The organism is Pseudomonas fungipugnans, assembly GCF_029955235.1.
Taxonomy (GTDB): domain Bacteria; phylum Pseudomonadota; class Gammaproteobacteria; order Pseudomonadales; family Pseudomonadaceae; genus Aquipseudomonas; species Aquipseudomonas fungipugnans.
This window is the reverse complement of sequence record NZ_JARBWL010000001.1, coordinates 3,466,864-3,485,407: the sequence shown is the minus strand read 5'-3', so window position 1 is coordinate 3,485,407 and position 18,544 is coordinate 3,466,864. Positions and strand designations below refer to the sequence as shown.

Annotated in this window: 20 protein-coding genes; 12 read left to right on the top strand and 8 right to left on the bottom strand. The window is 60.7% G+C overall.

Annotated features, from left to right (window positions below):
• Positions 1 to 3: 3 nt before the first annotated feature.
• Together lysA and lptM are read right to left on the bottom strand one after the other, a co-directional pair.
• Complete coding sequence (gene lysA, locus POF45_RS14895) at positions 4 to 1,251, bottom strand: diaminopimelate decarboxylase (RefSeq protein ID WP_259497488.1); 1,248 nt, start codon at positions 1,249 to 1,251, stop codon at positions 4 to 6.
• A 9-nt stretch (positions 1,252 to 1,260) separates the two neighbouring features.
• On the bottom strand, positions 1,261 to 1,443 hold the full coding sequence (gene lptM, locus POF45_RS14890) for an LPS translocon maturation chaperone LptM (RefSeq protein WP_259497487.1): 183 nt from the start codon (positions 1,441 to 1,443) through the stop codon (positions 1,261 to 1,263).
• Positions 1,444 to 1,761: 318 nt separating this feature from the next.
• Between lptM and cyaY the strand changes: the two genes are divergently transcribed.
• From cyaY to rnk, 3 genes are all read left to right on the top strand, one after another.
• Positions 1,762 to 2,094 carry an iron donor protein CyaY gene (gene cyaY / locus POF45_RS14885; protein WP_282315967.1) on the top strand — a complete coding sequence of 111 codons (333 nt, stop codon included), beginning with the start codon at positions 1,762 to 1,764 and terminating at the stop codon, positions 2,092 to 2,094.
• A gap of 4 nt (positions 2,095 to 2,098) precedes the next feature.
• On the top strand, positions 2,099 to 2,317 hold the full coding sequence (locus POF45_RS14880) for a DUF1289 domain-containing protein (protein ID WP_259497485.1): 219 nt from the start codon (positions 2,099 to 2,101) through the stop codon (positions 2,315 to 2,317).
• Between the two features lie 267 nt (positions 2,318 to 2,584).
• Complete coding sequence (gene rnk, locus POF45_RS14875; protein ID WP_259497484.1) at positions 2,585 to 2,995, top strand: nucleoside diphosphate kinase regulator; 411 nt, start codon at positions 2,585 to 2,587, stop codon at positions 2,993 to 2,995.
• 7 nt (positions 2,996 to 3,002) lie between these two features.
• On the opposite strand, the gene POF45_RS14870 is transcribed toward rnk, so the two are convergent.
• The 3 genes from POF45_RS14870 to POF45_RS14860 form a co-directional block, all read right to left on the bottom strand.
• Positions 3,003 to 5,849, bottom strand: a complete 2,847-nt coding sequence (locus tag POF45_RS14870; RefSeq protein ID WP_259497483.1) for a class I adenylate cyclase — start codon at positions 5,847 to 5,849, stop codon at positions 3,003 to 3,005.
• 181 nt (positions 5,850 to 6,030) lie between these two features.
• Complete coding sequence (locus tag POF45_RS14865; protein WP_007942381.1) at positions 6,031 to 6,276, bottom strand: TIGR02647 family protein; 246 nt, start codon at positions 6,274 to 6,276, stop codon at positions 6,031 to 6,033.
• A 258-nt stretch (positions 6,277 to 6,534) separates the two neighbouring features.
• Complete coding sequence (locus tag POF45_RS14860) at positions 6,535 to 6,819, bottom strand: hypothetical protein (RefSeq protein ID WP_259497481.1); 285 nt, start codon at positions 6,817 to 6,819, stop codon at positions 6,535 to 6,537.
• A gap of 124 nt (positions 6,820 to 6,943) precedes the next feature.
• Here POF45_RS14860 and POF45_RS14855 point away from each other — a divergent pair, with 124 nt between their 5' ends.
• Complete coding sequence (locus POF45_RS14855) at positions 6,944 to 7,603, top strand: glutathione S-transferase family protein (RefSeq protein WP_259497479.1); 660 nt, start codon at positions 6,944 to 6,946, stop codon at positions 7,601 to 7,603.
• A gap of 131 nt (positions 7,604 to 7,734) precedes the next feature.
• Here the strand turns inward: POF45_RS14855 and argH are convergent, their stop codons facing one another.
• Positions 7,735 to 9,129 (bottom strand): argininosuccinate lyase, encoded by a 1,395-nt coding sequence (argH, locus tag POF45_RS14850; protein ID WP_259497477.1) that lies wholly within the window; start codon positions 9,127 to 9,129, stop codon positions 7,735 to 7,737.
• 458 nt (positions 9,130 to 9,587) lie between these two features.
• Here argH and POF45_RS14845 point away from each other — a divergent pair, with 458 nt between their 5' ends.
• The 7 genes from POF45_RS14845 (at position 9,588) to rsd (ending at position 15,998) form a co-directional block, all read left to right on the top strand.
• Positions 9,588 to 10,334 carry a LytR/AlgR family response regulator transcription factor gene (locus tag POF45_RS14845; protein WP_259497475.1) on the top strand — a complete coding sequence of 249 codons (747 nt, stop codon included), beginning with the start codon at positions 9,588 to 9,590 and terminating at the stop codon, positions 10,332 to 10,334.
• Positions 10,335 to 10,472: 138 nt separating this feature from the next.
• Entirely contained in the window at positions 10,473 to 11,414 is a 942-nt protein-coding gene (gene hemC / locus POF45_RS14840; protein ID WP_259497473.1) for a hydroxymethylbilane synthase, read from the top strand.
• Complete coding sequence (locus POF45_RS14835; RefSeq protein WP_259497471.1) at positions 11,411 to 12,178, top strand: uroporphyrinogen-III synthase; 768 nt, start codon at positions 11,411 to 11,413, stop codon at positions 12,176 to 12,178. The genes hemC and POF45_RS14835 overlap by 4 nt, the downstream gene beginning before the upstream one ends.
• 16 nt (positions 12,179 to 12,194) lie before the next feature.
• On the top strand, positions 12,195 to 13,337 hold the full coding sequence (locus POF45_RS14830) for a uroporphyrinogen-III C-methyltransferase (RefSeq protein WP_259497469.1): 1,143 nt from the start codon (positions 12,195 to 12,197) through the stop codon (positions 13,335 to 13,337).
• A complete protein-coding gene (locus tag POF45_RS14825; protein WP_259497467.1) occupies positions 13,334 to 14,572 on the top strand; it encodes a heme biosynthesis protein HemY in 1,239 nt (412 codons plus the stop codon). Before POF45_RS14830 ends, POF45_RS14825 begins: the two co-directional genes overlap by 4 nt.
• 241 nt (positions 14,573 to 14,813) lie before the next feature.
• Complete coding sequence (locus POF45_RS14820) at positions 14,814 to 15,317, top strand: disulfide bond formation protein B (protein ID WP_259497464.1); 504 nt, start codon at positions 14,814 to 14,816, stop codon at positions 15,315 to 15,317.
• A 222-nt stretch (positions 15,318 to 15,539) separates the two neighbouring features.
• Positions 15,540 to 15,998, top strand: coding sequence for a sigma D regulator (gene rsd / locus POF45_RS14815; RefSeq protein WP_282315966.1), 459 nt, complete (start codon positions 15,540 to 15,542; stop codon positions 15,996 to 15,998).
• Between the two features lie 79 nt (positions 15,999 to 16,077).
• Here the strand turns inward: rsd and POF45_RS14810 are convergent, their stop codons facing one another.
• Positions 16,078 to 16,743, bottom strand: coding sequence for an FKBP-type peptidyl-prolyl cis-trans isomerase (locus POF45_RS14810; protein ID WP_259497460.1), 666 nt, complete (start codon positions 16,741 to 16,743; stop codon positions 16,078 to 16,080).
• A gap of 193 nt (positions 16,744 to 16,936) precedes the next feature.
• Between POF45_RS14810 and POF45_RS14805 the strand changes: the two genes are divergently transcribed.
• The gene (locus tag POF45_RS14805) at positions 16,937 to 18,037 is read left to right on the top strand and encodes an AlgP family protein (protein WP_282315965.1); all 1,101 of its coding nucleotides are present in this window, start codon (positions 16,937 to 16,939) and stop codon (positions 18,035 to 18,037) included.
• On the opposite strand, the gene POF45_RS14800 is transcribed toward POF45_RS14805, so the two are convergent.
• The gene (locus tag POF45_RS14800) at positions 18,034 to 18,498 is read right to left on the bottom strand and encodes a TIGR02444 family protein (RefSeq protein ID WP_282315964.1); all 465 of its coding nucleotides are present in this window, start codon (positions 18,496 to 18,498) and stop codon (positions 18,034 to 18,036) included. The genes POF45_RS14805 and POF45_RS14800 overlap by 4 nt on opposite strands.
• Between the last annotated feature and the right edge of the window lie 46 nt (positions 18,499 to 18,544).

The following is an 18,544-nucleotide window of genomic DNA, read 5'->3' as shown; positions in this document are numbered from 1 at the left end:
GTTTTACTCCGGCAGCAGGCTTTCGCCAGCAAACAACTCGGCTACCGTTTCACGGCGACGCACTTCGAATGCCTGATCACCGTCCACCAACACTTCGGCGGTACGGCCGCGCGTGTTGTAGTTGGAACTCATGACAAACCCGTAGGCACCCGCCGAATGCACGGCCAGCAAGTCGCCTTCTTCCAGGGCCAGCTGACGATCCTTGGCCAGGAAGTCGCCGGTTTCGCAGATCGGGCCGACGATGTCGTAGGCGCGCGTCGCGGTATCGCGAGGGCGCACGGCAGTGACGTCCATCCAGGCCTGATACAGCGCCGGGCGGATCAGGTCGTTCATGGCCGCATCGACGATGGCGAAGTCTTTGTGTTCGGTGTGCTTGAGGTACTCGACCTGGGTCAGCAGCACGCCGGCGTTGGCGACGATGAAGCGGCCTGGCTCGAACACCAGCGCCAGGTCACGACCGTCGAGACGTTCGCGCACAGCCTTGATGTAGTCGCCAGCCAATGGCGGCTCTTCATCGCGATAACGCACGCCCAGGCCACCACCGAGATCGATGTGACGCAGGTAGATGCCGCAGTCGCCCAGCCGATCGACCAGACCCAGCAGGCGGTCGAGCGCATCGAGGAACGGAGGCAGGCTGGTCAGTTGCGAGCCGATGTGGCAATCGACACCGACGACTTCCAGGTTGGGCAATTGGGCTGCGCGGATGTACACGTCTTCGGCGTCGGCAATGGCGATGCCGAACTTGTTCTCTTTGAGACCGGTGGAAATGTACGGGTGGGTGCCAGCATCGACGTCCGGGTTCACGCGCAACGAGATCGGCGCGCGAACGCCCAGTTCGGCGGCGACCACTTGCAGGCGTTCCAGCTCGTCGGTGGATTCGACGTTGAAGCAGTGCACGCCGACTTCCAGGGCGCGACGCATGTCGTCACGGGTCTTGCCGACACCGGAGAAGACGATCTTGTCGGGGCTGCCGCCAGCGGCCAGTACGCGTTCCAGTTCGCCACGGGAAACGATGTCGAAACCGGCGCCGAGACGGGCCAGGACATTCAGGACGCCGAGGTTGGAGTTGGCCTTGACCGCAAAACAGACCAGGTGCGGCATGCCGGCCAGCGCATCGGCGTACGCCAGGTACTGGGCTTCGATGTGAGCGCGGGAGTAGACGTAGGTCGGCGTGCCAAAGCGTTCGGCGATGGCGGACAGGGCCACGCCTTCCGCGAACAGCTCCCCGCCACGGTAGTTAAAAGCGTCCATGGCGTTCCCTTAGTAAGAGGAGGTTTCGGCGTCGTGCTGATGTGCTTTCGACGGCGATTTCTGCGACGACTTGGCCTGCTCTGCAGGGTCCTGGCTGGGATCTGGCAGGTACAGCGGGCCTTTTTGACCACAGGCCGATACAAGGCAGGCAACCGCGACGAGCGCAGCAAGGGAAGAGATCAGGCGCTTCATGGCGAAATCCTTGAAAATGCGTTAATTGCGCCGGAGTATACCGGCCACCCGGCAGCTTGCCTATGTGACGCGGCTCCCGTCCGGCGGGCCTTGACTTGATGCGGATCGATCACTGTGGGAGCGGGCTTGCCCGCGAAGGCGTCGGTTCAGTCGACAAAGATGTTGAATGGGCCGGCCTCTTCGCGGGCAAGCCCGCTCCCACAGGTACACTGTTTGATGTACCGGCAGGCCCCTTGGTCGTTATCCTTTGCAATCGCCGGGGCTCGCCCGTATCTTGCGGCGCTTGAGCGTGATCAGACATTTTTTGAGGTTGCCACAATGAGTTTGACCGAAGCCCGTTTCCACGACCTCGTCGATGCCACCCAGCAAACGCTGGAGGACATTTTTGACGAGAGTGACCTGGATATCGACCTGGAGAGCTCGGCCGGTGTGCTCGCCGTCAAGTTCGAAAATGGCAGCCAGTTGATCTTCAGCCGCCAGGAGCCGCTGCGTCAGCTGTGGCTGGCGGCGGTGTCCGGTGGCTTCCACTTCGACTACGACGAAGAGAGCGAGCGCTGGATGTGTGACAAGAGCGAAGAGCAACTGGGCGAGATGCTGGAACGCATCGTCCAGCAGCAGGCCGGCGCCGAATTCGATTTCGAAGGCCTGTGAGACCGTGACTCAGCCTGCCACCGTTCGCCCGCCCAAGCCGCTTTACAGCAACGTCAGCCCTGCAGTTGCGTCGCCGTGCAGCGGTGTGTGTCGGCTGGATGAGCAAAAGGTTTGCCTGGGGTGTTTTCGCCATGTCGAGGATATTCGCGAGTGGCGTTCGGCGGACGATGAGCGTCGGCGGGTGATTTGTGCCCAGGCTGTGCAGCGCAAAGCTTCGGTATAAAGGGCTTTTGTGGTGAGGGGGCTTGCCCCCGTTCGGCTGCGAAGCAGTCGTAAGTTTATGGGGCCGCTTCGCGACCCAGCGGGGGCAAGCCCCCTCGCCACAGGGTTTCTCGATTCGCCTCGAGCTGCGCTTTGTGCCCCGCTTGTATATTTATTGAGCTGTGATAGTGTCCAGAAATGCCTCAACTCATCGAGGCCCGTGAAAACCCCGCCTGTTTCTGGCGGGGTTTTGCTTTTTCTGTGCAGAAGAAAGGAGTCTGCCTCAATCATGACCGCACCTTCCATCACCCTTACCCGTCTGGACGTGCAACGTCTGGAACGCCTGATCGACAGCCTGGATGACTCGCTGCCGGGCGTTATCGCGCTGCAAACCGAACTGGATCGCGCCGATACTCTGGTCGGTCACGAAGATGTGCCAGCCGATGTCGTGACCATGAACTCCACAGTGCATTGCCGTGAAGAAAGCAGCGGCAAGGACTACCACCTGACCCTGGTTTATCCAAAGGACGCCAATGCCGACGAAGGCCGGATTTCCATCCTGGCACCTGTGGGCAGTGCGTTGCTGGGCCTGAAAGTCGGCCAGCACATCGACTGGCCGGCTCCGGGCGGCAAGACGCTGAAGCTGACCTTGCTGGAAGTCGAGTCGCAGCCGGCCAATGGCGGCGAATTCCGCGAATGACCCTGCGTCAGACCTGTTCGAGCGCCTCGTTCAGTGCGCGCTCAAGGTCGGCCTTGTAACGCAGGTACAGATTGCTTGAACTCTGACCATCACCGAGCAGGCCCGACAGGTCCAGGTCGGTGATGTAGCAGCGATAGCGTTCGGTCTCCCGGCGTTGTTCGATGATTTGCCGGGCGACCACGCTGAACAGCTGGTCACCATGCTCCAGCTCTGAAAATTCCCGTTGATTGCAATACAGCGTGACCTGCACCTGTCCCGGTGCGGCTTTGCCGATGATCGCCTGTACGTCGTAGAACGGCTTGTTGACCGGCGTCTGCGGCGCTGGCCGGGCTTCGACTCGCCGCGCGCGTCCAGGGCCGGATGGCAACAGTTGGTAATACAACGTGTCGAGGCTCAGGGGCTGGGCGGCGTCCATTGGTAACAGCGCGTCCCGGCGATAGAGTATCGACTGCAGGAAACGTTGTAGCGGCACCAGCAGGCTTTGCTCATCGTGGAAGGGCAGGCGCTGTTGCCACAGGGCGTTGAACTCATCCAGTACATACAAATCGGCCTGCTGCTCGTTGATTCGGTAGAACACTTGCACGCACTCCGGCTGACCCATGGGCAGGATCAGCGCCAAGTCGTGTTCTTCCAGGGCCATCGGGTCCAGGTGCAGCGGGCTGTAGCTCGCCAGCTCTTCCCCGAGGTAATCGAACAGCGCAGGCAGGGTGGCCAGGGCGACGTGGTTGACCTGGCCGGGCACCAGTTCCAGTACGTGATAATGCTGCTGGACCTGCACCAGGTAGCGGTGATTGAGGTTGCTCAGCAGCAGATTCTGCGCAGTGTCGAGAATTTCCTCGACCCGCTGCGCGATGAATTGCGCGCGGTTGTGGCAAAAACAACGGACCCGCAAACGCGGTTGCTGGGCGCCCTTTGGCAAATTGTTGAGGTAGTCGCACAGGCAGTCGAGCAGGGCGTGAGGCCCGTCGAAGCGGTTGACCAGCACTTCGTTCCAGCTGTTAAGGGTGACCTGATCGAGCGTCAGCACCAGATTTTCCCGCACGCCGGCGTAGCTCAGGGAGTCGGTGCGTTCGGTGGTCATCAGGATATTCAGGTCGCGATGATGCTTGAGCGGATCAACGCCGACGTTCACCAGGATCAGCACTTCGCTCGGCACGCTGGCGCGCAGCAGCGGCTCTTCGGCGACAGTGGCCAGGGGCAGGGCGATGCTCTGTTGCAGGCTGCCAAGCAGGTTGAACAGTTCGAACTCGCTCAGGTCGCTGGTGCCAGGGTGCAAGGCCAGCCGGGTGCTGCTGTCGATCACGCCGTTGCGGTGACACCAGGTCAGCAGTTCCAGCAACTGACGGCTGCGCTTGATCGGCGCGAAGTGCTCCCATTCATGGGCACTCAGGCTGCCGTTGTACAGGCCCCACTGGGTTTGTCCCGGTTCCTTTTTGTTCGGCGCCTGTACCAGCGTCAAGGTGTCTTCGGCCAGGTCCGGGGCGATGCCGGGGTTGATGAATTCGACCTTGTCGGCCTTGCGCTCGAAAGCGGCGTACAGCCGGCGACCCAGCACATTGAGGTCGCGCTTGTTGATCAGGCTGACGGTTTGTTCGGTGCGGGCGAATTGGGTCAGGAAGCGGTAGCTGTAATTCAGTTCGTTGACCAGCGCCCGGCGCTCGGCGCTGACCTGGCGCACTTTCCACTGGCTGCGACTGTCGAGCAGCGCCAGTTGTCGCTGATCCCAATGCCACTCGTGGGCCAGGCGCTCCAGCAGCGAACGCTGCCAGCTCTGGGTGCGACTGCTGTTGCCGGTCAGCTTGCGATTGACCTTCAGGTACAGCGCTCGGCGCACCAGCTCCAGCCGCTCCGGCTCGCCACGGGCGGTCAGGTATTCCTCGATGCGCCGGTATACCACGATGTACGGGTCGAGTTCGTCGAGGTCCAGCTGGTTGGCAAACACCGCCCGTTTGAAGCGCAGGCTCAGGCACTGCACCTTGGGGTGTTCGCTGGCATAGACCTCGGTCAGCAGCAGCTTGAGCACTGACTTGTAGGGCGACTCGATGCCCTTGAACAACTGCCAGAGCCCGGCACCGATGAATTCGCCCGGCGGAATGTGCGCCAGATGCCCCAGATCGAGCGTTTCATCGGCGCGGATAAACCGCTTGGAAATCAGCGTGTGGGTGTACTGGTCGTAGCCGGACTCTTCGTAGACCGGCACCAGCCACCAGATCGGCGTGCGTCCGGCGAGCCAGATGGCCGTGCGGTAAAACTCGTCCAGCAACAGATAGTGCTGGGTGGTGCCGCAGTCTTCCGAACTCAGTTGCGTGTCGCGCTCGCCCCGCACGAAACGGCTCGGGTCGATCATGAAGAAATGCGCCTCGGCGCCCTGGCTGGCGGCCCAGACTTCCAGCAGTTGGCACTTTTTGCGCAGTTCGGCCAGTTCGTTTTCGCTGAGGTCCGGTGCATGGCAGACCCACACGTCCATGTCGCTTTGATCGGCCTGCGCCAGGGTGCCGAGGCTGCCCATCAGGAACAGGCCGTGGATCGGTCGCGGGGGATTGCTGCCGTGCCGGGTCTTGTAGGAGAACGAGCGGGTCAGGCGCTGGGCTTCGGCGAGGACGTTGGCGTCGGGCTCGAAATTCGACAGGCCCGCCGGGGTGCTGCCGGAGACGTAGCCGGGCAACAGCGGATGATTGACGTGGAAAAACAGCGGCAGCAGGGTCAGGACGCCTTGCTGACGGGTCGATAGCCCTTCCATGGCGCGGGCCATGCGGCCTTCGTTGAGCTTGAGAAAACGTGCGCGCAGTTGGCTGAGTACCTTGCGGTCGATTCCCTCGTCCAGATCGGGGCGGATTTCATGGGTGCGGGTCATGTCGGCTCAAACCGGCGCGTGAGGCTCGGACGTAGGGGCTCAGAATGACGGGCAGTTTAGCGCCTCGGCCCTTGGACTTTTAAGCTGTATTTGTATTTCTGGCGTCAGATTTCTATCGCGTGGCGACAGATGGCCCGCGGAAATCCCGTAACAGGGGTTTCCGTGGGCGATTCGGTATGGATCAGGCGGTTTCTTCGACGCTGAGAATGGTCAACAGGGTTTGCACATTTTGCGCGGCGTCACGACCCAGGCTGGTCAGATAACCACCATCGGGCTGGTCGATCAGCTCTTTCTCAAACAGGCGTTGGGCAGCAGCAATGGCTTTCGGGGCAGCGGTCTGATGAATTTTCAAACCTTCCTGGGAACTGTCCAGGTTGAAGAGTGCGAGGATTTCCAGTTCGGCAACCAGCTCAGGGGTAAGCGACATAAGGACTCCAGACTTTCTAGGAATTGGTCGATAGCGCTCCTAAGGTGAGCCCACTTGCGCGGCATGTCCAGTGCTGGAAGCAGGGTTTTTCGCCTCGGGATGCGTTCCCCGGCGGGAGGTGCGGCAGCGGGGTGCGTTGCAGTGTAGTCAGGGTCTGGGGCAAGGCAGGAAGGATTAGTGACAATCTGTGTGTGGATGGCCATCTGTGGCGAGGGAGCAAGCTCCCTCGCCCCAAGAGCCCGTTTTGTCAGGCAGGGCTTACTTCTTTTCCGGCGGCAACTCAGGCAGCGCACGCAGGGCTGTTTCATACCATTGGGTATTGAACGCGCGGTCTTCTTCGAGGATTGCGTCGATTTCCACTGCCAGCACGTGGGCCATCAGGTTGAGAATTTCTTCACGCTCGTAGCCGACCAGGGTCAACTTGTTGAACGTTGCCTTCGCCGCTGGTGGATTGTCACTTTCGATCTGGTTCTCAATCGCTTCGATCAGGGTGTTCTCGGCGAACTCTTCTTCGTCCATTTCGATATCAGTTGGCTCGCTCATGGCAGGCTCCTCAAGTTAAGGCAGCCAGTTTACCTGCATTCAGCGCTGTGATGCTGCTGGCAAGAAACGCTGCAGCGTTCTATAAACAGCCACTGCCAACCCCGCACGGCCTGGAGGCTTTGTGATGCTCAAGCTTTATGGATTTTCCGTCAGCAACTACTACAACATGGTGAAACTGGCGCTGCTGGAGAAGGGCTTGCCGTTCGAAGAAGTGCTGTTTTACCCGGGGCCAAGTCCCGAGGCGCTGGCCATCAGCCCGCGCGGCAAGGTGCCGGTACTGGGCATCGATCAGGGCTTTATCAACGAAACGGCGGTGATTCTCGAGTACATTGAGCAGAGCCAGGCAGGCACGCCACTGCTGCCGAAAGATCCGTTTGCTCGCTCGCAGGTGCTGGCGCTGGCCAAGGAGATCGAGCTGTATATCGAGTTGCCGGGCCGTGCTTGCTATGGCGAAGCGTTTTTCGGCATGCCGGTGCCGGATGCGATCAAGGACAAGACCAAGGCCGAGTTGCTGCTCGGGTTTGCCTCGTTGGGCAGGCACGGCAAGTTTGCCCCTTATGTGGCGGGCGACAGTCTGAGCATTGCCGATGTTTACTTTTTGTACAGCGTGCCGCTGGCCTGTGCCGTGGGGCAGAAGCTGTTCGGGATTGATTTGCTGGCCGAGATACCAGCGGCGAAGGCGTTGCTGGAGCGGCTGGAGCAGAACCCGCATGTGCAGCGGATTGCCAGGGACAAGGAGGCGGCGATGCCGGCGTTCCTGGAGATGGTTGCGAGCAAGAAGTAAGGTTTTGCAGCGTTCTCAAGATTGCATTCGCGAGCGGGCCCGCGCCCACATTGGATCTTCAGTGAACACAGATTTTGTGTACGACGCAGATCCAATGTGGGGGCGAGCCTGCTCGCGAAGCTCTTGGCGATTTAGCGGATTGCGATCAGCGCCTGACCGCGCGCCACAGCCTTCTTGACCTGCGCCGGCGCAGTCCCGCCGATATGGTCGCGCGCATTCACCGAGCCTTCCAGGGTCAGCACCGCAAATACGTCCTGATCGATCTGGTCGCTGAACTTGCGCAGTTCTTCCAGGCTCATTTCGGCCAGGTCCTTGCCGCTTTCCACGCCGTATTTCACCGCGTGGCCAACGATTTCGTGGCAGTCGCGGAACGGCAGGCCACGGCGTACCAGGTAGTCCGCCAGGTCAGTGGCGGTTGAGAAGCCACGCAGGGCTGCTTCGCGCATCACCGCGTGCTTGGGTTTGATCGCCGGGATCATGTCGGCAAATGCCCGCAGCGAATCGCGCAGGGTGTCGGCGGCGTCGAACAGCGGTTCCTTGTCTTCCTGGTTGTCCTTGTTGTAGGCCAGCGGCTGGCCTTTCATCAGGGTCAGCAGGCCCATCAGTGCGCCAAACACGCGGCCAGTCTTGCCGCGAACCAGCTCCGGCACGTCCGGGTTCTTCTTTTGCGGCATGATCGAGCTGCCAGTGCAGAAGCGGTCCGGCAGATCGATGAACTGGAATTGCGCGCTGGTCCACAGCACCAGCTCTTCGGAGAAGCGCGACAGGTGCATCATCGCGATGCTGGCGGCCGAGCAGAATTCGATGGCGAAGTCGCGGTCCGAGACGTTGTCCAGCGAGTTGCCACCGACGGCGTCGAAGCCCAGCAACTGCGCGGTGTATTCGCGATCGATCGGGTAGGTGGTGCCCGCCAGCGCGGCGCTGCCCAGCGGCATGCGGTTGGTGCGCTTGCGGCAATCCACCAGACGCTCGTAGTCGCGGCTGAGCATTTCGAACCAGGCCAGCATGTGATGCCCGAAGGTCACTGGCTGTGCGGTTTGCAGGTGCGTGAAGCCAGGCATGATGCTGCCGGCTTCGCGCTCGGCCTGTTCCAGCAGGCCTTTTTGCAGGCGAGTGATTTCGGCCAGGATCAGGTCGATCTCGTCGCGCAGCCACAGACGGATGTCGGTGGCGACCTGGTCATTCCGGCTACGGCCGGTGTGGAGCTTTTTACCGGTCACGCCGATGCGGTCGGTCAGGCGCGCTTCGATGTTCATGTGCACGTCTTCCAGGTCGATGCGCCAGTCGAACTGGCCGGCCTCGATTTCGCCCTGGATGGTCTTCAGGCCATCGGCAATGCTGTCGCGCTCTGCATCGGTCAGCACGCCGACCTTGGCCAGCATCGTGGCGTGGGCGATGGAGCCCATGATGTCGTGGCGATACAGGCGCTGGTCGAAGGTGACGGAGGCGGTGAAGCGGGCGACGAAGGCGTCCACGGGTTCACTGAAGCGGCCGCCCCAGGACTGATTGGTCTTGTCAGTGCTCATGAATTCGCTCGTATCGGCTGAAGAAAGATGGCGTTTAAAGCTGTTGCGAATAATAACAGGGTTGCCAATCCTGTCGCTGACACTGGTCGATACGTTTTTTTCTCATCACTGGGGCCATACTCGAGGCGAAGCCTGCGGAAAATGCGCAACGATATTTTTCAATTGAGCAATATCGTCCCGGCAACCGTCTACAGTTGGACAGTAGAACAGCGTGCGTTTAGAACGGCGGCTGACTATAAGAAGAGGGGGGTGTTCATATTGTGTATCGGCAAACCCTATGGCGACGCCTCGCGAACGCAGGCCCGGGCCGCCCAGTGCCCGGCAGATGAAAATTTAGCCGCTGGTCTCGCGGCACTTTTTGGCCCTCGCGCCAGTCTTAGCGTGGATCGCGGTGACGGATGTCACTTCACCTGTCTACGCTATCCTTGTGCGAGACTCACGCAGGAATCCAGCGCAATATGAATGTCCTGATCGTTGATGACGAACCCCTGGTCCGCGAGCGCCTGAACCGCATGGTCGGCGAGCTCGAGGGATACAGTGTCCTGGAGCCCAGCGCCACGAACGGCGAAGAGGCGTTGGCGCTGATCGACAGCCATAAGCCGGATATCGTTTTGCTCGATATCCGCATGCCCGGCCTCGACGGCCTGCAGGTGGCTGCCCGGTTGTGCGAGCGCGAATCACCGCCCGCCGTGGTGTTTTGCACCAGCCCCGAAGAATTTGCCATTGAAGCCTTGCAGGCCAGTGGCGTCGGTTATCTGCTCAAACCGCTTCGCGCCGAGCAACTGCTTGAAGCCTTGAAGAAGGCCGAGCGCCCCAATCGTATCCAGCTCGCTGCCCTGACCCGTCCAGCCGCCGAAACCGGTAGCGGTCCACGCAGCCATATCAGTGCCCGCACCCGCAAAGGCATCGAACTGATTCCCTTGGGTCAGGTGGTCTATTTCATCGCCGACCACAAGTACGTGACCTTGCGCCACGAAGGCGGCGAAGTGCTGCTGGACGAGCCGCTCAAGGCCCTTGAAGACGAATTTGGTGACCGTTTCGTGCGTATCCACCGCAACGCCCTGGTCGCCCGTGAACGTATCGAACGCTTGCAACGTACGCCGCTGGGGCACTTCCAGCTGTTTCTCAAAGGCCTTAATGGCGATGCGCTGATTGTCAGCCGGCGTCATGTGGCGGGCGTGCGCAAGATGATGCAACAGCTTTAATCCGCTGCTTATCGGCGGACTCACTACTCAATACCCGGACGTTCAAGGCCAGGGAGGCCGCGCAGTTTCTGATACAAGTCAAAGTGGATTTGGCTGAGCTGTTATTATCCGCCGTATCTATTCAGTACGGATTGATCCATGTCCTCTCGCGAAATCCGCATCGCCACCCGCAAAAGTGCTCTGGCCCTCTGGCAGGCCGAATACGTCAAGGCTCGTCTGGAACAGGCTCATCCTGGTCTTCTGGTGACGCTGGTGCCCATGGTCAGTCGCGGCGACAAGCTGCTGGACTCGCCGCTGTCGAAAATCGGCGGCAAGGGCCTGTTCGTCAAGGAACTGGAAACCGCGTTGCTGGAACACGAAGCCGACATCGCCGTGCACTCGATGAAAGATGTGCCGATGGACTTCCCTGAAGGCCTTGGCCTGTATTGCATCTGCGAGCGCGAAGACCCGCGCGATGCCTTCGTCTCCAACACCTATGCCAGCCTCGACGCCCTGCCAGAGGGCAGCATCGTCGGCACCTCCAGCCTGCGCCGTCAGGCCCAGTTGCTGACCCGCCGACCGGATCTGCAAATCCGCTTCCTGCGCGGCAACGTCAATACTCGGTTGGCCAAACTCGATGCGGGCGAATACGACGCCATTATTCTCGCGGCGGCGGGTTTGATTCGTCTGGGCTTCGAGGATCGCATCACCTCGGCAATCAGCGTCGACGACAGTTTGCCGGCCGGTGGCCAAGGTGCGGTGGGTATCGAATGCCGCACTGCCGACAGCGAAATCCACGCCCTGCTGGCCCCGCTGCACCATGTAGACACGGCTACCCGCGTCACCGCCGAACGTGCGCTCAACAAACACTTGAATGGCGGCTGCCAGGTACCAATCGCCTGCTACGCCGTGCTCGAAGGCGAGCAGATCTGGTTGCGTGGTCTGGTCGGTGACCCGAGTGGCGGCCTGCTGCTCAGTGCCGACGCCCGTGCGCCGCGCAGTGATGCCGAAGCCTTGGGCGTGCGAGTCGCCGAAGATCTGCTGAGTCAGGGCGCCGACGATATTCTGAAAGCGGTGTACGGCGAGGCAGGTCACGAGTGACAGACTGGCGCCTGCTGCTTACGCGCCCCGCCGACGAATCGGTGGCGCTGAGTAACGTACTGGCCGAAAACGGGATTTTCAGCAGTTGTCTGCCGCTTTTGGAAATAGCGCCAGTTGCAGCCTCTGACACAATGCGCAAAGTGATTCAGGATCTGGATCACTACTGCGCGGTGATTGTGGTCAGCAAGCCAGCAGCCAGAATCGGCGTTGAGCTTGTCAGCCAGTACTGGCCGCAGCCACCGCGCCTGAAATGGTTCACCGTGGGCGCCGCAACCGCGCAGATTCTTGATGATCATGGTCTGGATGTCAGCTTCCCGGCGGATGGCGACGACAGCGAAGCCTTGCTTGAACTTGCGGCTTTGCGCGAGGCTATTGCGCAGCCTGGGGCGAGGGTCTTGATCCTGCGCGGAGAAGGCGGGCGTGAACTGCTCGCTGAGCGTTTGCGCGAGCTTGGTGCTAGTGTCGAGTATCTGGAACTGTATCGTCGTAGCCTGCCGCACTACGCGACGGCGGTGCTGCCGGACCGGATCGAAGCGGAACGCTTGAACGGGCTGGTGGTCAGCAGTGGACAGGGTTTTGTGCACCTGCGGCAATTGGCCGGCGATGCCTGGCCCCGATTGGCGCAACTGCCGTTGTTTGTTCCAAGCCCCAGAGTCGCCGAGCTGGCACATGCCGCCGGGGCTCAAACAGTTGTGGATTGTCGTGGCGCCAGTGCCACGGCTTTGCTGACGGCGTTACGGGAGCACCCCGTGCCCGTTCTCTAATGCAAAGGATGGATACGTGAGCGAAACAGCCTTGCCGAAAGATGATGCCCAACCCGTGCTGGACGCACCCGTTGAAACTCCTCCACCTGCGGTCGTGCAGCGTCGAGGCAATGGCCTGGCAATCGTCGCATTGTTGCTGGGCGCCGCGGGTGTCGCGGTGGGCGGTTGGGGTGTCTGGCAGGTGCGTCACCTGCAAGCCGAGAGCCAGCAGCAGTTGAACCAGTTCCAGGCCTTGAATGATCAGGCCCAGAGTTTGAAGCTTAACGACCAGCGCTTGACTGCGCGCCTGGAGCAGCTGCCCGCCGCCGAAGAACTGGATGCCCGCAGTCGCCTGGTGACGCAGTTGCAAGGCGATCAGCAGCGCTTGAACCAGCGTCTGGAAACCGTCCTGGGTGCCAGCCGCAAGGACTGGCGTCTGGCTGAGGCCGAGCACTTGCTGCGTCTGGCCAGCCTGCGTCTGTCGGCCCTGCAGGACATCAGCAGCGCTCAGGCACTGGTGCAGGGCGCCGACGAAATTCTTCGTGAACAAAACGACCCCGGTTCCTTTGCCGCCCGCGAACAAGTGGCGAAAACCCTGGTGGCGCTGCGCAGCACAGAGCAGCCGGACCGCACCGGGCTGTTCCTGCAATTGGGCGCCTTGCGTGATCAGGTGATCAACCTGACGGAACTGGCACCCGAATACAAAGACCACGGCGAATCCCTGCTCGGCCTGACTGCCGACGGCGATGGCGCGAGCCGTTGGGAGCAGTGGTGGGACAAGATTTCACGTTACATCCGCATTGATTTCAACGCCGATAAAAATGTGCGCCCGTTGCTGGCCGGCCAGGGCCTGAGCCAAGTGCGTCTGGCCCTTAGTCTGGCACTGGAACAAGCGCAGTGGGCGGCGCTCAATGGTCAGGCGCCGGTGTACACCCAAGCGTTGACGGAGGCGCGGGATGTGCTCAAGGGCAACTTCAACCCGGACAACCCGCAAAGCAAAGTGATGCTTGAGCAGGTGGGCGAACTGGGCAAGCAACCGGTGACGGTGGTTACGCCTGATCTGACCGGCACGCTGAGCGCGGTTCAGGCTTATCTCGAGCGGCGTAACGTCAATGCCGAGGACTCCATCAAGCCAATGGCCAGACCCGCCACTAACACGGCGCAGGAGGCCACGCCATGAAACGCCTCTACGTGATCCTGTTCCTGGTCATCGCGGCCGCAGCGGCGTTGGGGCTGGCGATTGCCGAGCATTCCGGTTACGTGCTGATCGCCTACAAGAGCTTCCGTTACGAGTCGAGCCTGTGGGCAACCCTGGCGCTGGTGGCCGTGTTGTGGCTGGTGTTCTGGGGAATCAAGGCGCTGATCGAACTGGTCACGACCTCAAGTGGTGTGGTCAATCCGTGGTCGCGGCGCAACCGCAGTCGGCGGGTGCAAGTGGCGATTGAACACGGTCAGCTGGACCTTGCCGAAGGACGCTGGGCCAGTGCCCAGCGCCATCTGCATCGCGCTGCCGAGGCCGAACGCCAGCCGCTGCTGTACTACCTCGGCGCCGCGCGTGCGGCGAACGAACAGGGTCATTACGAGGAATGCGACAGCCTGCTGGAGCGCGCGCTTGAGCGCCAACCCCAGGCCGAACTGGCGATTGCCTTGAGCCACGCACAATTGCAGACCGATCGCGGTGACACGGATGGCGCCTTGGCAACCCTGCAAGCCATGCATGAGCGTCACCCGCATAGCGTGCAGACCCTGCGCCAGTTGCAGCGTCTGCATCAGCAGCGCGGCGACTGGCCGGCAGTGATTCGCCTGCTGCCGGAACTGCGCAAGGACAAGGTCCTGCCGTCGACAGAACTGGCGGAACTGGAGCGTCGGGCCTGGGGTGCAAATCTCAGCCTGGCCGCGCACCGCGAAGAGGACGGAGCCGCGCGGTTGCAGTCTCTCAAGCGTTCGTGGGAGCAACTTACCTCGCCCCAGCGTCAGGAGCCGCAGCTGGTGCTGGCCTATGCCGAGCAGCTACGGCAACTGGGGGCGCAGGTCGAAGCCGAAGAAGTTCTGCGGGCCGCACTCAAGCGCAACTACGACAGCCATCTTGCCCGCTTGTACGGTCTGGTTCGCGGTAGCGATCCGGCGCGGCAACTGCAAACAGCCGAGGGTTGGCTCAAGGCACATCCGGCGGACCCAAGCCTGTTGCTGACCTTGGGTCGTCTATGCCTTCAAAGCAGCCTGTGGGGTAAAGCCCGGGATTATCTGGAAAGCAGTCTGCGTTTGCAGCGTAACCCAGAAGCCTGTGCGGAACTTGCGCGGTTGCTGGCGCAGCTCGGTGACACCGAGCGCAGTAACCAGCTGTTCCAGGAAGGCCTGGTGTTGCTCGATGAGCGCTTGCTGGCAGCACCGCTGCCGGTGCCTACCCGCGTCTGACAACTGTCTTCACCGGTGGCGAGGGAGCATGCTCCCCCGCCACACAATGTGTGTTTTATTGTCGAGTGTTTAGCCTTTGCAGTCCTTGGCTGGCAATCTCCTACAAAGAATTACATTCAATCCTCTCGCTCCTGTCGGGAATTCCCTACGCCTCTGGTGAAGTGTCCGTGGCTGGCCGCCTTGAAAGGCTGGCGCGCTTTCCTCTACCGTAACTGCTTGTCTCTTTTGTTACGGATAAGCCATGTCTTTGGCCTGCTCACGCTCCTTGTTCTTCATGGTTTTCATGGCGGGTACCCTGGCCTTGGGAGCTTCCTGGTACCTCGAATATGCGATTGGCCTGACGCCGTGCGGACTGTGCCTGGTGCAGCGGGTTTTCCTGGTAGTGCTGACGGGTGTTTGCCTGCTGGCGTCGGTACACGGTCCGCAGCGCCTCGGTTCTTTTGTTTACTGGATGCTCGCTCTGCTGGCCTGCCTGGGCGGTACTGTTACGGCCTGGAGGCAGGTATTGCTGCAAAGTGACCCTGAGCAATTTGCCGACTGCTCGCCCGAGCCGGGTACGTTGTCTTCAAGCGCGCAGTGGATGTGTGCCTTGCAGCGCTGGTTCAAGGGGGACATCGATTGCGCGGAGATTTCCTGGACCCTGTTCGACCTGAGCATCCCGGAGTGGAGCCTGCTGTTCTTCGTTGCGCTGCTGATCCTGACGGTTTATCAGTTGCTGCGTCTTGTCTGGATCGCTTGCCGGTGACCGTCCAGCGGCGTGTCGTCGCACCGGGCGCGGGTGGGCGATTAAACACTTGTATGAACTTTATCTCCTGCGTACCTTGAAGCCACAGTCGCGCGGGCATAATCTGGCCCGCACGTGTCATTGGAATTATGTTGCTCGATGGCGCTCTGCCTGACCGGCTCTTGACCCTCAAGTGCGCGGCAGGTGTAGGGCAGCATGACCCACAAGGGAAGAGAGATCACCATGCTCGAAAGTTGTCAGAATGCTCAGGAACGCTGGGGTGGAGTGCATCTGCTGATCGATCGCTGGTTGCAGGAGCGTCACGAACTGGTTCGGGCTTATGATGCTCTCGGCGCCAAGCCTGAGGCACTGAGCGAGAACCGCACGCCGTTGCAGGAGTTCTGTGGTGTGTTGGTCGACTATGTGTCCGCCGGGCATTTCGAAATCTACGAACAGCTGACCGGAGAGGCCAAGGCTTTTGGCGATACCCGCGGTCTGGAGCTGGCCGAGACGATCTATCCGCGTATCGACGTCATTACCGAGAAACTGCTCGCGTTCAACGATCTGTGCGATGAAGGCAAGTGTGTGGCGGAAAAATTCAAAGAGCTGGGTGGCCTGTTGCACGAGCGTTTCGAGCTGGAAGACTGTCTGATCGAAGTGCTGCACACCGCTCACAAGGAAGAAGATACGGCTCAGGCTTGAACTCTTTCCTGCAAGATTGCGTCTTGCTGCAACAAACTGAAAACGGTGCGCATTGCGCACCGTTTTTCGTTTCCGTCGTTCAACTGGTAGCGCCGCGCAATTCCACTTCGAATACCAGCGGTGTGAACGGTGCGATCAGGTCGCCGGCACCGTCGGCGCCATAAGCCTGAGCCGATGGAATCACCAGTCGCCACTTCGCGCCCACCGGCATGTTTTGCAGCGCGGTACGCCAGCCAGTGATCACGCTATCGAGGCTGAACCATTGCGGCTGGCTGTTCTGGTCGAACACCGTGCCGTCCGGCAAGCGACCGATATAAAGCACCTGCACCTTGCCATTCGGCCCGGCCTTGGCGCCCGTGCCTGGCGTCAGTTCCGTCAGCAGAATCCCGTCGCCCAATTCGCGAACGCCCGGTCTGGCTTTTTCTTCGGTGAGAAAACGCTGCTCCTTTTCCATGGCCACTTCACTTTGCGGCACGGCGGGTTGCTCGGCGACCTGGGCTTCGTGCTCGGCCAGAATCTGTTCGATCTGCGCGTCTTTCAGTGCCAGGGGCTTGCCTTGATAAGCCTGTTGCAAACCTTCGATCAGCGCCGCCAGTTGCAGGTCCGGAACCTCCAGGCGCAAGCGTTCGCCCAGGCTTGCACCCAAGCTGTAGGCGAGATCGTGAGCGTTATTTTCCGTGGGTTTTTCGTCGGCCTGAGCGGCAGAAAAAAACAGGAACAGTGATAAAAAAAAGTAACGCGACATGGGCAATCTCCCCCCCTGAGATGCGGTGGATTATGCCAGTCGGAACGGCTTCAACGGTGAACTGGTTTTACCCAGGAGCAGAACATTTTCAATCCGTTGCAACGCAGTGCTTTGGATACTGTCAACATGACCTAGCGGCAGTAGCAGCAGAGGTCTAGTATGAGCCGCACCCACGTCAGCCAGGAGGTAAACCATGTCGGCCACCAAGAAGCCTGTAAACACTCCGTTGCACTTACTCCAACAGCTCTCGGGCAGCCTGCTCGAACATTTGGAAACCGCTTGTTCCGAAGCCTTGGCTGATGCTGAAAAACTGCTCGCCAAGCTGGAAAAGCAGCGCGGAAAAGCGCAGGAAAAATTGCACAAGTCGCGTACCAAATTGCAGGACGCTGCGGCGGCCGGCAAAGCCAAGGCTCAAGCCAAGGCCAAGGGCGCGGTGAAAGAACTTGAAGACCTGCTCGATGCCCTCAAGGATCGTCAATCCGATACTCGGGGCTACATTCTGCAACTCAAGCGTGATGCTCAGGAAAGCCTGAAACTGGCCCAGGGCATTGGTCGTGTACAAGAGGCTGTCGGCAAGGCGTTGCACCTGCGCTCGGCCAAGCCTGCTGCCGCACCTGCCAAGAAAGCTGCTGCCAAGCCGACTTCTGCCAAAGCACCGGCCAAGGCTGCTGCCAAACCGGCTACCAAGGCGCCGGTCAAAGCGGCTGCAAAACCTGCTTCGAAAAGAACGGCTGCTGCCAGCGTGGCAAAACCGGCCGCTAAAACCACTGCTGCCAAGCCTGTCGCCAAAGCGGTTGCGGCAAAAACCGCAGCTGCAAAACCGGCGGCGAGAACGGCTGCCAAGCCAGCGGCCAAAGCTGCCGCAAAACCGGCCGCCGCCAAACCAACTGCCAGAACCGCGGCGGCGAAACCTGCTGCCAAGCCGGCCGCCAAACCTGTCGCGGTTAAAACTGCTGCAAAACCTGCAGCCAAGACGGCGGCAAAACCTGCGGCCAAGCCCGTTGCAAAAACAGCTGCTGCCAAACCAGCGACCGCTGCAAAACCCGCAGCCAAGCCTGTTGCTGCAAAGCCGGCTGCAAAGCCAGCCACCAAACCCGCAACCAAGCCTGCCGTGAAAAAGCCGGTTGCCGCCAAGCCTGCCGCTGCTTCAACTGCCAAACCGGCTGCTGCCCCAGTTGCCAAGCCAGCGACAGCGACCACGCCATCTGCTCCAGCCTCCACCTCGGCATCGACCTCTGCGCCAACTCCGGCAGTTGCGTCGAGTACCGCTACTACGCCGACCAGCGCTTCCTAAGTGTCGGTTACCGCGATGCGCAGCTGATGCAGCGCATCGCGATTCAGGTTGGCGGCGCCTGCCGCCAAACCTTCAAGCCAGACCGATAGTCCGGTCGCCTCAGCCTGCGGCCAATCCTGTGCGCAACGTTCCAGTTGCAGTAACAGATGCCGTTCAGCTTCCAGCTCCAGCGATTTGACCCGTTCCCGTAATGCAGTGAGTTGCACATCATTCGCCGCGGCGGTTTTCCATTGCGTGCGTAAAAACCGAAGCGGTCGCACGACGTTCAGTTCCCAAGGGCTGGCCAACTGAAAAAGTTGCTGCAAGCGTTGTTCGTTGCAGGTGACGCCACGCTGCTCCAACCACAGTCCACACAACAACAGACACACATTGACTCCCGCCGCCTGCAAATCCAGGCAGGTGGCTTCGACGCCGGGGCGGGCGTACGTGTTCAGGGAAAAGCTCCACAGGTCAGAGGACATAGTGCTACTCGCGCCAGTTGCGAGCGAAGCTGGTAGACTCCGCCGC